At 30.2% G+C, this 14,281-nt stretch carries 9 protein-coding genes; 8 read left to right on the plus strand and 1 reads right to left on the minus strand.

The features are described from left to right. Nucleotides 1-100: 100 nt before the first annotated feature. The 7 genes from KQH81_RS06495 (at nt 101) to KQH81_RS06525 (ending at nt 12,549) form a co-directional block, all read left to right on the plus strand. Nucleotides 101-1,477 (plus strand): MATE family efflux transporter, encoded by a 1,377-nt coding sequence (locus KQH81_RS06495; protein WP_027637918.1) that lies wholly within the window; start codon nt 101-103, stop codon nt 1,475-1,477. A 143-nt stretch (nt 1,478-1,620) separates the two neighbouring features. Beyond that, nucleotides 1,621-4,143, plus strand: a complete 2,523-nt coding sequence (locus tag KQH81_RS06500; protein ID WP_027637919.1) for an RNA polymerase sigma factor sigma-70 region 4 domain-containing protein — start codon at nt 1,621-1,623, stop codon at nt 4,141-4,143. Between the two features lie 299 nt (nt 4,144-4,442). Then, nucleotides 4,443-5,828, plus strand: a complete 1,386-nt coding sequence (locus KQH81_RS06505; RefSeq protein WP_027637920.1) for a glycosyltransferase family 2 protein — start codon at nt 4,443-4,445, stop codon at nt 5,826-5,828. 194 nt (nt 5,829-6,022) lie between these two features. Further along, entirely contained in the window at nt 6,023-7,069 is a 1,047-nt protein-coding gene (mnmH, locus tag KQH81_RS06510; protein WP_230029124.1) for a tRNA 2-selenouridine(34) synthase MnmH, read from the plus strand. 22 nt (nt 7,070-7,091) lie between these two features. Further along, a complete protein-coding gene (locus tag KQH81_RS06515) occupies nt 7,092-9,041 on the plus strand; it encodes a DNA gyrase/topoisomerase IV subunit B (protein WP_027637922.1) in 1,950 nt (649 codons plus the stop codon). 26 nt (nt 9,042-9,067) lie between these two features. Then, nucleotides 9,068-11,977, plus strand: coding sequence for a DNA topoisomerase IV subunit A (locus KQH81_RS06520; RefSeq protein ID WP_027637923.1), 2,910 nt, complete (start codon nt 9,068-9,070; stop codon nt 11,975-11,977). Nucleotides 11,978-12,000: 23 nt separating this feature from the next. After that, nucleotides 12,001-12,549, plus strand: coding sequence for a DJ-1 family glyoxalase III (locus KQH81_RS06525; protein WP_099335696.1), 549 nt, complete (start codon nt 12,001-12,003; stop codon nt 12,547-12,549). A 27-nt stretch (nt 12,550-12,576) separates the two neighbouring features. Here the strand turns inward: KQH81_RS06525 and KQH81_RS17730 are convergent, their stop codons facing one another. Then, nucleotides 12,577-13,026 (minus strand): GtrA family protein, encoded by a 450-nt coding sequence (locus KQH81_RS17730; protein ID WP_074844219.1) that lies wholly within the window; start codon nt 13,024-13,026, stop codon nt 12,577-12,579. A gap of 47 nt (nt 13,027-13,073) precedes the next feature. On the opposite strand from KQH81_RS17730, the gene KQH81_RS06535 reads away from it, so the two are divergent. Then, the gene (locus KQH81_RS06535) at nt 13,074-14,267 is read left to right on the plus strand and encodes a M16 family metallopeptidase (RefSeq protein ID WP_027637926.1); all 1,194 of its coding nucleotides are present in this window, start codon (nt 13,074-13,076) and stop codon (nt 14,265-14,267) included. Nucleotides 14,268-14,281: the final 14 nt, after the last annotated feature.

Raw genomic sequence — 14,281 nt, forward strand, 5'->3', positions numbered from 1 at the left:
ATATCCACAAGTTAGTGAAAGAAAAAAGTTTTATGACAAGCTATAATTATATTAGAGTAATAAATAAAATTATTACAAAAATATGATATGAGGTGTTAAAGTGGGTATAGATAGTAAAATATTTTCAGAAGGAAGGATAAGCAAGGTATTATGGAAGTTTGCATTACCGGCTATAATTTCTCTGCTGGTATCGGAACTTTATAATATGGTAGATACCTTCTTTGTGGGACGACATGTAGGAGCTAACGCTATTGGCGCCTTAACTATAGCATTTCCAATTCAAAGACTATTATCATCAATAGCGATGTTAATATCAATAGGTACATCTACGGCAGTTGCTAGATATCTAGGAGAGAAAAACTATGATGAGCTAAAGAAAACCATAAGTACTGCACTAGCTCTTACAATAGTATTTTTAGTTATTTTACCATTAGGTATATATATGTTTTTAGAACCTATATTGATTAAAATGGGGGCAAGCAGTGTTATTTATCCTCTTGCTAGGGATTATGTGTCAATCGTTCTTTTGGGTGGTATATTCCAAGCACTTACTTTTGTAATGTGTTTTATAATGAATTCATTAGGAAATACAAGAGTAACCTTATACACAAATTCTATGGGTGCAACGATAAATGTAATTATAGACTTTATGTTAGTGGGTCAATTATTTATGGGAGTTAAAGGAGCAGCTATAGCTACAGTTATTTCACAAATAGTAGCTTTTATATTTGCTACTATTCAATTTTGGAAAATAAAAGACCAGCTTCATTTAAAATTATCGTTTAAGATAAATTTCAGCATTGCAAAGCTTATAATTGCAGTAGGATTCTCAACTTTTGTAATAGAGATATCAGATGCTGTAGTTGCGGTGTTATTAAACAATCTTTTATCTAATAGCGGTGGAGACGAAGCTATTATAATAGTCGGAGTTATAACCAAGGTATCTATGTTTATGTATATAACTATATTAGGAATTGCGTCTGCAATGCAGCCTATAGTAGCTTTCAATTATGGTGCTAGAAACTTTAAACGTATTAAAGACACTGTAAAAAGTGCGATAAAATCTGCTACAATTGCTTCTTTTGCTATGTGGGCTATAATGATGATTTTTACAAAACAGATTATAGGAAGTTTCCTTTTAGAAATACAATTTTTAGACGATGCAGTAAGAGCTTTTAGAATTTGTATATCGTTATTCCCTCTAATAGGATTATATTATATAGCTATGTATTATTATCAAGCTATGGGAGAAGCAAAAATGAGCTTTTTACTTTCTATATATAGACAAATAGTAATTTTTATACCATTAGTAATAGTGTTTGTAGCTTTATGGCAGGTGGAAGGTGCTTGGGCTACATATCCTGTAACAGATATAATAGCTTCGATAACAGGCGTTATATATATAAGGAAAGCTAATAGAGATATAGAAGAAGAACAAATTTCTTATGAAAAGATGAAGCATGTAGTCAATGCTTAAAGTAAAAACACCTTGAGGATAAAAAATATATCCTCAAGGTGTTTTTTGAATAATCAAAAAAATAATATTATTTTCATTGACATTAAATTCTGAATAATGGTATAAAATAATAAAAGAGAAGCTTATTAAAAGGAGATATATGGATGAATAATTCAGTTGTAAATGCCACAAACATCATTTCAAAAGATTATGATTCCTATGGAATTGATGATTTATTTTATGAGAACTCTTTTAGATTATTTAAAGATTATTGCAGAAAGCAGCATAAACTTTATTTAAAAGACCTAGAAAAATTTGATTTTAACACATTATATAACGAGAAGGGTTTTGGAGAGGCAAAGATACAAAGTATAATAAATCGATGGAATCAATGGAAGAACAAAGATTTCAACATGAAATACAATCCTCAAAAGAATTACGAAAAAAATATTGATATACAACCATGCTATAAATCTATGTGTGTAAAGGCGTTAGGTGCCCTTTCTATAGATTCTAAAATAATTCACTGGTTAGAAAAAAATCATATAGAAACTATAGGTATGATAGAAAAATTAGATTTATCTGTTATAAGTACTATACCTAATATAGGTAAAGCTAAATATAAGCGTTTTATAGATGGCATGGGGCTTCTTAAAATCCCTGAAAATAGTTTATACAAGCTTACACTTCATCTTATAAAAGATGATGAACATTTTAATGTTTTTAAAAGAAGAGCAATAAATAAAGAGACACTTCAATATATAGCTGACAGCAAAGGCATAAGCAGAGAACGTGTAAGACAGCTTGAACTTAGGATTCATCAGAGGCTCAAAGGATATTTTGCTATGTTTTCTTCGTATATAATAAATAATTTAGAAAAAGAAAAAATTTTTGATGGTGAAGATTTAAATTTATTATTTGACAATATAGAAGACAGAGTGATAATCAAATATTCACTTAAAAGTGCTGATAGTGATAGGATAGTTTATTGTGAAGATATAAAAAAGTATATAATAGATGAAAATAAGGAAGAGTTCTTAAGAAAAATTAATTCCATAATATTGGATGATGTGCCAGAAGTATTCAATTATTATGAGGGGATATATCCTATGGAAGAGTGTTTAGAAGAGAATGATATAGGATTTCTAGAATATGATGATTTTATATCATATATAATGAAGCATGGATATAAAAGATATAAGGATTATATATGGAAAGGTTCAATTAAGCTATCGAAATGCTATAGCATAATAGTAAAAGAATATTTTAAAGAAGGAATAAAGCTTAGTGATGACAACAGCATAGAATTTGTAAGAAAGATCTTTAAAGAAAAATTTGGACGTGAAGATGTTTGTGAGAATAATAGAGCTATTGCAGCAAGAATAGAAAGCGATAATGTTTTATGCGACAGAGGAACATATATAAGTCCTGATTATATAGACATCAGTGTAAAAACCTTAGAAAAAATAAAGAGGCATATATTGAATTTTAAAGAAAATTCTATTTTTATAGCAGATTTATATAGAAAATTTGAAGAAGAATTGCTATCCCAAAGTAATATAAATAATAGATATTTTCTCCATGGTATCCTTAAATATTACTATGGTGATGAATTTATTTTTACTAAAGACAATATAGTAAAAGATTTAAATAGAACTATGACCTCTCACGAGATATTTGGAAAGTTTTTGTCTTCAAAAAATGCACCTGTGAGCAAAAAAGAAATACGTAAGGTATATCCAGGATGGACAGACTCCATGTTTAATAACGCTGTGTCTGTTAACAAAGATATATTATATTGGGATAATGGATACTTTATAAGTGCTATGGCACTAAATATGAAAAAAGAATGGACAAGCAATTTAAGGGACATTGTTAAAAAATCTTTTGATAAAAATAATGGGTATACCAATGCAAATATAATCTACAAAGAAGTAAAGAAAAGCATGAGTGATTTTATAAAAGCAAATAACGTAAAAAACTCATTTAATTTATATTCCATATTAGAATACAACTTTGGTAGTAATTATTACTTTAGACGGCCTCATATATTGGAAGAAAGACCTAAAAAGCAGTTTACTACGATGGATTTATTTTATGCTCTTCTAGAAAATAAAAAGAAGATAAGCTACGATGAATTCTACAGTTATTTTAAAAATCTGGAGTTTACAGAGAGAACTATCTATAATGCTTTTCACAAAGTCTCTAAAGATCTGATAGAGATAAATGATAATAACTATGTACTAAAAAAGGACTTTAACATAGACGAGGAAAGTATAAAAAGGATAAAACAGAATATTAAGAATGTAATGAGAGATATAGAATATCTTCCTCTGAGAGGAATAGAAAATTTTGATTCTTATCCAGCCATAGGATATGGATGGAATTCTTATTTATTAGAAGCCATTGTAAAAGAATATATCCCTGATTACAGAATTATAGAGAAATATTTTAAAGATAGAAGATACAAATGCTCAATATTAGTTAAAAATAACTCTAGTATCAAAAATATTTCTGATTTAATTGTCTATATAATAAAGAATGAATATGATGATGTAATGACTATAACAAGGATTCAGGAATATCTTCAAGAAAAGAATATAATATTAAAAGTTCTTCCAAAAGAAGTTTGGGATTCAGAGGTAATATGGGTAGATTCCAATGGAAAATTAAAAATAATAGAATAAATTAATGATAGAAAACCATTAGTAAAATTTAAAACTAATGGTTTTTGTTGCTAAAAAAACAATCAAAAAAAATAAAGATATTATTAAATTTTTCGCTGATTAAATTTTTTATTAATAGGAATATATATCTTTCACTAAGGATACAATTAAAAATAGACGATAATAAGTTAGAGAACTCTGAAATGGTTAGAATAATCAGAATATTTCTTAAAAGACTGGCCTTAAACAAATTTATGATATACTAGGTTAGAATTAAGGGAGAGATAAAAATTGATTATTATAAAATTTAGGAGGAAAAGATGGGAAATTATATGTACACACTTACAGCGGTTTTTCAAATCTTTGTATTCGTGTTGTCTGGATATTATGTAGTTTTATCATTATTTGGTCTTAAAAAGAGAAAAAAAGTTAACATACATGAGAATCAGAAATCATTTGCTTTAATAGTAGCGGCTCACAATGAAGAAGTAGTTATAGGAAAAGCAGTGGAGAGTTTAATGCATTTAGACTATCCTAAAGAATTATATGATGTATTTGTTATAGCAGATAACTGTGACGATAATACAGCTGCTATAGCGAGAGAGCATGGCGCTAAAGTTTTTGAAAGAACTAACAAGGATAAACGAGGAAAAGGATTCGCTTTAGAGTGGATGTTTGACAAGATATTTAAAATGGATAAAAAGTATGATGCAGTAGGTATTTTTGATGCTGACAATCTTGTATCACAAAACTTTTTATCAGAAATGAATTGTTATATGTGCGAAGGATATAAAGTTGTTCAAGGATATATAGACAGCAAGAATCCTCATGACTCATGGATTAGTGAATCATACTCAGTATCTTTCTGGGCTGCAAATAGATTATTTCAATTAGCAAGACATAATATTGGTCTTTCTAATCAGCTTGGTGGAACTGGATTTATAGTTGATACAGATATATTAAAAGAACTAGGATGGGGTGCTACTTGTCTTACAGAAGACCTTGAGTTTACTTGTAAACTTGTGTTAAACGGATATAAGGTAGGCTGGGCTCATGAAGCTGTAGTTTATGATGAGAAGCCTCTAACATTAAAACAATCTTGGCGTCAAAGAAAGAGATGGATGCAAGGATTTGCTGATGTTGCTTCAAGATTTTTTACAAAGCTTATGAAAAAGGGAATTAAAGAGAGAAGTATGATAGTGATAGATTGTGCACTATATGTTATACAGCCTTTTGCAGTGTTATTAATAGGACTATCTGCTTTATTAACTTTTGTTCAAGCGATGAGTCCACTTAATATATTTACAATCAATGCACTAGTGCCAGGATTTATATGGAAGGTATTTTCTATTTGTCAGTTTATGCTTACTCCACTTGTTATGCTAATAGACTCTAAACTTAGCAAAAAGTTATTTGCTATTTTAGCTTTATATTCAACAAATGTTTTAGTAATGGCAAGATTTATAGGAGAAAATCCTGATTTTTATATGGTTGCAATAAGCCAGGTAATATACTTTGTAGTTTTCTTTGGAGTAACATATATGTTCTTAGGAAAACTTGCAAGTAAGAGATTCTTTTGGTACTTGTTATTTGGGCTATATACTTTGACTTGGATTCCAATAACTATTCAAGGTATGTTAGATAAAAATAACAAAGAATGGAACCATACAAAACACGTAAGACAGATAGGAATATACGATGTATAACCAGTGAGATATCACTGGTTTTTTTATATAATAGATTTTATAAATTGTTATTTTTAGTTTATAATATCTAAGGTGAATATGAAATGAAATTTGAAGCTTATAGAACATAAGTTTGACATCTAAAAAAGGAAGCTTTATACTATTTAGTTGAAGTGCTTTCTTAGGAACTTTAATTGGAAAGGCATGTGCTAGAAATGTTTAAAACAGTAGAGTATAAAAATCTTATAGAGAATCTTAAAGACTATGCATTGATTGATGTGAGAAGTCCAAAAGAACATGAAGAGTATACTATTCCGGGGGCGATAAATATACCTCTTTTCACTAATGAAGAAAGAAAAGAGATAGGAACGGTATATATAAATGAAAGTGTTGAAAAGGCTAAAAAGATGGGGATTGAAGCTGTATCTAAGAAGCTGCCTCAAATTTTTGATGATATAATGGAGTTACATAAAAAAAATAGAAACTTAGTATTTTTTTGTGCTAGAGGAGGTATGCGTAGTAGTAGCATAACTGCCTTAGTTAATTCTTTAGGAATTAGTGCATATAAAATAAAAGGTGGATATAAGGGGTATAGAGAATTTATAAATGATGAAATGAATACTATAAATTCAAAAATAAAATATATTGTTGTCCATGGAAAAACAGGAACAGGAAAGACTGAAATTTTAAAAAAGCTGCATTCCAAAGGATATGATATGCTTGATTTAGAAGAATGTGCAAACCATAGAGGATCATTGCTTGGAAGTGTAGGTCTTGGAGAATGTAGAAAACAAAAGATGTTTGAATCTCTTGTTATAGAAGAACTTAGGAAAAGAAAAACCAACTATGTTTTTATAGAAGGAGAAAGCAAAAGAATAGGTAATATAATACTTAACAATGATATATTTGATGCAATGAAAAATGGATATCATATATATGTGGAGTCAAGTTTAGAAGAAAGAGCAGAACTTCTTATAGAGGAGTATACACAGCACGGGAGTTCTAAAGAAGAGATCTTATCTGCTCTAGATAACATGGAAAAATACTTGGGAAAGAAAAAAGCTGCTCACTATAAAGAATTGATAAATAATGATGGATTTTACGAAGTTGCTTTAGAGCTTATGACTGATTATTACGATCCAATGTATTTAAATTCTATGAAGGGTTATGAATTTGAATTTAAATTCTACATTGAAAATGTAGATGAAGGAGTAGCCGCTTTAGAAAAATGGTACAAAGATAATATAGGAATTAATATTTAATATAGAGCTTAGGAGGAATAACATGGGAGAAGAAATTAAAAAATCCTATGATGTAACTGACCTTACATCCTTAGAAAAGCTTGAGCCTGTTAGGATAAGACCAGGTATGTATATAGGTTCTACAGGATCAAAGGGATTACATCATTGTGTATGGGAGATATTAGATAATGCTATAGATGAAATAACAAATGGTTTTGGAAACAAAGTCACTATAATCTTGAACAAAGATAAAAGTGTAACTGTAATAGATAATGGAAGAGGAATTCCCACAGGAATACATCCTATAAAGAAGAAGTCTGGAGTTGAGATGGTATTTACTGAACTTCATACTGGAGGTAAGTTTAATAATAAAAACTATAAGACTTCAGGAGGACTTCATGGAGTTGGAGCTGCAGTAGTAAATGCACTTTCTTCATGGATGGAGGTTAGCATTTATCAAGATGGAAATATTTATAAGCAGAGATTTGAATATGCTTATGACAAAGAACTTAAAAGGAATATGCCAGGAACTCCTGTTACCGCACTTGAAAAGGTAGGAAAGACTAAGCTTACAGGTACAGAAATAACATTTATGCCAGATAAATCAATATTTTCTACCACTGATTTTAAAGTGGAGATTATTGATGAAAGACTTCAAGAACTTGCTTTCCAAAATAAAGGAATAACTCTTGGACTTATAGATAAGAGAAAAGAAGAACTTTTTCAAAAAGAGTATTTTTCTGAAAGAGGGCTTCTAGATTTTATAGATTATCTAAATGAAAGTAAAACAATTCTTCATCAATCCCCGATATTATTTGATGGTGAGAAATCTGTCAATGGTATAGATATGTATGGAGAAATATGTATGCAATTTACGGACTCTACTACGGAGTACATAGCAAGCTATGTGAATAATATACCTACAACAGAAGCAGGAACCCATGAGACAGGATTTAAAACTGGTATGACTAGAGCATTTAAAGAATGGGCAAAAAAGCTTAATTTAATAAAGGAAAAGGACAAGGAGTTTGAAGGTGATGATTTAAGAGAAGGATTAACTGCTATCGTTAGAATAAAGCTTTCAAATCCTATGTTTGAAGGACAAACAAAAACTAAGCTTGGCAATAATGAAGCTTATACTATGATGAATGAACTTACTTATGTCAAGCTGAGCCAGTGGATAGAAGATAATAAGGATATAGCATCATCAATAATCAATAATGCTATAGATGCTGCTGCACGAAGAGATAAAATAAAAAAGATAAATGAGGCAGAAAAGAAGAAGATAGGTAAAGGAACTGCGCCACTAGCAGGAAAGGTTGCAGTGTGTACCATGAAGGATAAGACTGTAAATGAATTTATAGTAGTTGAGGGAGATTCAGCAGGAGGTTCTGCAAAGCAGGCAAGAGATAGAAGATTCCAGACTATAATGCCGTCAAAAGGTAAGATCATGAATACTGAAAAGCAGAAACTTGAAAATGTATTAGCTTCTGAAGAACTTAAGATATTTAATACAGCAATAGGAACAGGAACTTTAGATAACTATAAGGAAGAAGATTTAAAATACGATAAAATAATAATAATGAGTGATGCTGACGTAGATGGATACCATATAAGGACATTATGGATGACATATTTGTACAGATATATGAGACCTCTCATTCAGAACGGGCACCTTTATATAGCTCAACCTCCTTTATATAAGATTTCAAAGAAGGTAAAAGGAAAAGAAGTATTTGAATATGCTTATAGTGATGATGAGCTTGAGGGCGTAAAAAAGAAGATGGGTAAAAATATAGTAATTCAAAGATATAAAGGTCTTGGAGAGATGAATCCAGATCAGCTTTGGGATACAACCTTAAATCCTGAAACAAGAACTCTTCATAGGGTGAGTATACACGATGCATCAAAGGCAGAAAAGATGGTGTCACTTCTTATGGGCGATGTAGTAGAACCTAGAAAAAATTATATGTACAAATATGCAGAGTTTTAACATTATAGAAGGAGCGAAAAAATTATATGGCGAAGAAAATTGATATCCCAAAGGATAATAATATAATAGATGTAGCTATTGAAGAAGCTATGCCGGAAAATTATCTTCCTTATGCGGTAGAAGTTGCAAAAGATAGAGCTTTGCCTGATGTAAGAGATGGACTAAAGCCTGTTCACAGAAGAATACTATATGGAGCTTATTTATTAAAGGCTTTTCCAGACAGACCTTATTACAAGTCTGCTAGAATAGTTGGAGATATATTAGGTAAGTTTCACCCTCATGGAGATACATCTGTTTATGATGCCATGGTAATTCTTGCTCAGGACTTTTCTACTAGGAAACCTCTTATAGATGGTCATGGTAACTGGGGAAGTATAGATGGTGATGGAGCTGCAGCTATGCGTTATACAGAAGCAAGGCTTACATCTATGGCATTAGAAATGATAAAAGATATAGAGAAAGATGTTGTAGACATGATTCCTAACTATTCTGAAACTGAAATGGAACCTAAAGTTCTTCCAGCAAGTTATCCTAATCTTTTGGTTAATGGAACTTTTGGAATAGCTGTCGGACTTGCAACTAACATACCTCCTCATAATTTAGGAGAAGTAATAGATGGTACTTTAGCTTATATAGATAATAATGATATAGGTACAAGGGAACTTATGCATTATATAAAAGGACCTGATCTTCCAACAGGAGGCATTCTTATAGGAAAAGACTCGCTTATAGCTGCATATGAAAAAGGAGAAGGAAAAGTAACTTTAAGAGCAAAGACCTCTATAGAAAAATTAGAAAATGGAAGACTTGGCATAGTTATAACTGAATTCCCTTATAGGAGAAATAAAGCTAAGCTTCTTCAAAATATCTCTGAGATGACAGGAGACAAGAGACACTCAAAGGCTTTAGATTCTATAAGTGATATAAGGGATGAATCTGACAGAACAGGAATAAGAGCTGTAATTGAGTTTAAAAAATCTGCTGACTATGATGTGGTAGATAAAGTTTTAAAATACTTATTCAAAAGGACAGATCTTCAGTGTAACTTAACTTTTAATATGGTTGCTATAGCAGATGGAAAACCTGAAACCTTGGGATTAAAATCTATTTTAAAACATTATGTAAATCACAGAAAAGAGATAGTTACAAGAAGAACAAGGAAAGAACTTGAAATAGCAGAAAAGAGATTTCACATAGTAGAGGGATTTATAAAAGCCATAGATATAATGGATCAGATAATAGCTACTATTAGAAGCTCTAAGTCTAAGAAAGAAGCAGGAGAGAATCTTGTTAATAAATTTGGATTTACTGCTGTACAGGCAGAAGCTATATTAGAACTTATGCTTTATAGACTAACTGGACTTGAGATAAAGGAGTTCCAAAAGGAACATAGAGAGTTGGAGAAGCTTATAAAGAAGCTTAAAGGTATATTAAGCAGCGAAAGCCAGCTTATGAAAGTTATAAAAGAAGATCTTCTTAGAGTAAAAAAAGAATATAATGATGACAGAAGAACTGAAATTATAGAAGATGATAAGGAAGCTAAGATAGATTTAGAAGATATAATGGTATCAGAAGATGTGATGATAACTTTATCTAATGATGGTTTTATAAAGAGAATACCTTTAAAATCTTATAATAGATTAAACAGTGATTTAAGTGATATAGAATATAGAGAAGGCGACTTTGGAAAATATTTAATACCTTCAAACACTAAGGATGTTCTGATTTTATTTACAGATAAAGGTAATATGTATCAAGCTCGAGGTAATTCTTTGCCAGAATGCAAGTGGAAAGATAAAGGCGAAAGAATTGATAGCTTAATTAGAGGTTTAGATTTAAATGAAGAGAAGATAGTTAATGCATTTTCTATAGATGTATTTAATCCAGATAAGTGCTTCGTTCTTATAACATCCAAAGGAATGATTAAGAAAACATCTCTAGAGAAATTCTCAACAAACTATAGCAGGCTTTCAGCTTTAAAACTTAAGGATAATGACTCTCTTGTTTTTGTAGAACTTAGAGATAATGGAGAGGAAAGAAAAAATCTAAGGGTGAAGAGCAGTTTAGGCTTAGACTTCACCATAGAAGAGCCTGAAATGCAAATTGTTGATAGAAATATATTGGGAAGTAGTATAGTAAACTTATCCTCAAAGGATTTTATAATAAGCGTTGAGATGGTAGAAAATATAGAGTTTTATAATTTTACTTTAGGCATAAATGAAAAAGGTATGATTAGAGTTTATTCTGGATATAAAAGAGACTCTTACCAAAAGGTAAAGGCAAATTCATTTAGTGATATACTGATATTCACCAATAGAGGAAATGTATATAAAATTAAAGGGTTTATGGTTCAAGGCATTAAGGATAATAATCTAAAGCTATGGGATTTTGTAGACTCTTTGAATGATGAAGAAAAGATAATAAAAGTTGTAGAATTTACTCAATATAATGATGAGGATACTTTTGTATTTTTCACCAAGAGCGGTATGATAAAAAAGACATTTATGAAGGAGTTTGTTGGTGACTTCCAAGGAATACCTTGTTATAAGTTTAAAGAGGAAAGAGATGAACTTGTTGCCGTTGAGTATATAAAAGCGCCAGGAGGCGAAGCCTTAGTAATTACAGAGCTTGGTATGGCAATACGATTTCCGATTGATTCTGTAAATTCTATGGGGAGAATAGCTACAGGAGTTACTGCTATAAGTCTTAAGGAAGAAGACAAAGTTATGTTTGGTTCAGTAATTTTAAATTCTTATAGTGATGATGATGAGATATCAGTTACGAGAGATAAATCCTATGTAACAATAAAAACTCAATATAAAGAAGAAAGAAATATAGATATAAACTTTATAAAACTTCAAAATAGAGCTGGAAGAGGAACTAGTATAATGACTATAGTTATGGATGACAAAATTATAAAAGTAGACATAGCGTAAAAAATAGTTTAGGAGGATGATTTATGAAAAAGGTAATTCTATTTTTAGCTGATGGCTTTGAAGAAATAGAAGCTCTTACAGTAGTAGATGTTCTTAGGAGAGCTGGAATAGGTTGTGATACGGTGTCTATTTCAGAAGATCTTGAAGTCAATGGGGCTCATAATATTAAAGTTATTGCAGATATTAAGGCAAGTGATGTTAAGTCAAAATATGATGGAGTTATTCTTCCTGGAGGTATGCCTGGCACCAGAAACCTTCAAAGTAGTACTTGTGTTTTAAATACATTGAAACAGTACTACGAGGATGGAAGACTTATAGGAGCTATATGTGCAGCACCTATAGTGTTATCTTCAGCAGGTATAGTCAAGGGAAGAAAAGTAACCAGTTATCCAGAATTTGAAAAAGAACTTAAAGAAGTTTGTTATATAGAAGAAATTGTTGTAAAAGATGATAACATAATAACAAGTAGAGGTGCAGGAACTGCTTTTGACTTTGCAGTTGCCATAATGAATTACCTTGGATACGAAAAACAAGGAAAAGAATTAAAATCTTCAATGATATATCATAGATAAAATAAAAAATCAGATTAGACATAAAGTTTAATCTGATTTTTTGTCTTTAAATATTAAAAATTTGTTTATTAAAAAGCACATAACACCACCTAGAGTAAAAGATATGATCTTGCATATATTCGCCCATAATACTTTGTCTAAAGAAAAGATATTAAAGGTAGTTAGAAGAGAAAAGAGAGGACTTTCAATTATTACCGAACCTCCTAATACTATCATATATTTTAAATATGACTTCTCTTCACTTTTAAATGTGAACTTTTTATTTAGTACATATCCATTTAAGGAGTATAGAAGAAATGATATAATGTTAAATGCCATAAGCAGTGGACCATTATATGTATTAAAGATTTTCATTAGAATATTTACTATAAGAAGATCTAAAATCATATTAGAAAGTCCAACTAAACTATAAGTTAATAATTGTATTAAAGATTTTGGTATTTTAAGATTAGTTTTAAATTTCAATTTTATCACCATATATATTATAATACAATTGCGGGATTTTACAACAAAGGAGATTGTATATGAAAAAAATAATATTGCCTAATGGGGTTACTTTTATATATGAACACAGGAATGGAGATTTAACTTCTTTTTCTATAGGTTTTGATGCAGGAGCTTTCATGGAAGATGATACATCCACAGGAGTAGCTCACTTTCTAGAGCATATGGTTTTTAAAGGGACTACTTCAAAAAGTGAAGATGAAATAAATAATATATTGGATGAACTGTTTGTATTTAATAATGCTATGACCAATTATCCATATGTCATATATTACGGAACTACATTAAAAGAAGACTTCGAAAAAGGATTTAAACTTTATAGTGATATATTATTAAATCCTACTATGAGTGAGGAAGGTTTTTTTACAGAAAGAGATGTGGTTATACAGGAATCTAAGGAATGGAAAGAAGATTTCGAGCAGCTTTTAGAAGATGAATTACTAGCTAATGGATATAGAACTAAGAGGATAAAAGATATAATAATTGGTAACGAAAATAATATAAGAAGTCTTACAATTGATGATTTAAATAAATTTTACAAGGAGTATTATGTTGCAAATAATTGTGTCATTTCCGTAGTAACGTCCATGGATTATGAGGAAGTTATAAAAATTATTTCTGATGTTTGGGCACAGGTACCTGTGAATGAAAAACTTAAAGCTAAGGATCTTAATGAAGCTATTATACCTAGAACTTTTGAAAAGCAAGTTGAAGGATTTTCTGGTGCAAAGATACTTTACGGATTTGATATAAGTTCTCTTTCACATAAAGAACTTAAAGCATTATACATATTTAATGCGTATTTTGGTCAAGGGGTAAGCTCTAAACTATATGATAAAATAAGGACAGAAAATGGTCTTAGCTATGATGTGTACGGAAGGATAAAATACGAGAAAAATATAGGGCTTTATACTATATATGCAGGATGCGATAAGTCTGAAATATACAAGGTCAAAGAATTGATAGATTTTTTGCTTGACTCTTGGAAGGAAGAATTTATGAATATAAAATCTATAGATATTTATAAAAAGAGAATTAAAATGAGAAAAGAATTTATGGAGGAAAGAACTATAGAAAGAGCTAAATGGCTTTGTGTAAATAATATAATGTTTAAAGATGATATGGAACTAGATATGGAAGATATAACTACAGAGCAAGTTATAGAAACTGCTTGTAAAGTCTTAAAAAAACCTATAGTTCAAATAATAAAATAGCTAGGAAGTGACGA

Origin of the sequence: Clostridium cadaveris, assembly GCF_020911725.1 — a bacterium.
Classification (GTDB): domain Bacteria; phylum Bacillota; class Clostridia; order Clostridiales; family Clostridiaceae; genus Clostridium_X; species Clostridium_X cadaveris.

Bases quoted from the DNA above. Each gene is read 5' to 3' on its own strand.
- KQH81_RS06500 (WP_027637919.1), top strand. From the start codon at position 1,621: ATGAATAATTCAGTTGTAAATGCCACAAACATCATTTCAAAAGATTAT.
- KQH81_RS06505 (WP_027637920.1), top strand. From the start codon at position 4,443: ATGGGAAATTATATGTACACACTTACAGCGGTTTTTCAAATCTTTGTA.
- mnmH (WP_230029124.1), top strand. From the start codon at position 6,023: ATGTTTAAAACAGTAGAGTATAAAAATCTTATAGAGAATCTTAAAGAC.
- KQH81_RS06515 (WP_027637922.1), top strand. From the start codon at position 7,092: ATGGGAGAAGAAATTAAAAAATCCTATGATGTAACTGACCTTACATCC.
- KQH81_RS06520 (WP_027637923.1), top strand. From the start codon at position 9,068: ATGGCGAAGAAAATTGATATCCCAAAGGATAATAATATAATAGATGTA.
- KQH81_RS06525 (WP_099335696.1), top strand. From the start codon at position 12,001: ATGAAAAAGGTAATTCTATTTTTAGCTGATGGCTTTGAAGAAATAGAA.
- KQH81_RS17730 (WP_074844219.1), bottom strand. From the start codon at position 13,026: ATGGTGATAAAATTGAAATTTAAAACTAATCTTAAAATACCAAAATCT.
- KQH81_RS06535 (WP_027637926.1), top strand. From the start codon at position 13,074: ATGAAAAAAATAATATTGCCTAATGGGGTTACTTTTATATATGAACAC.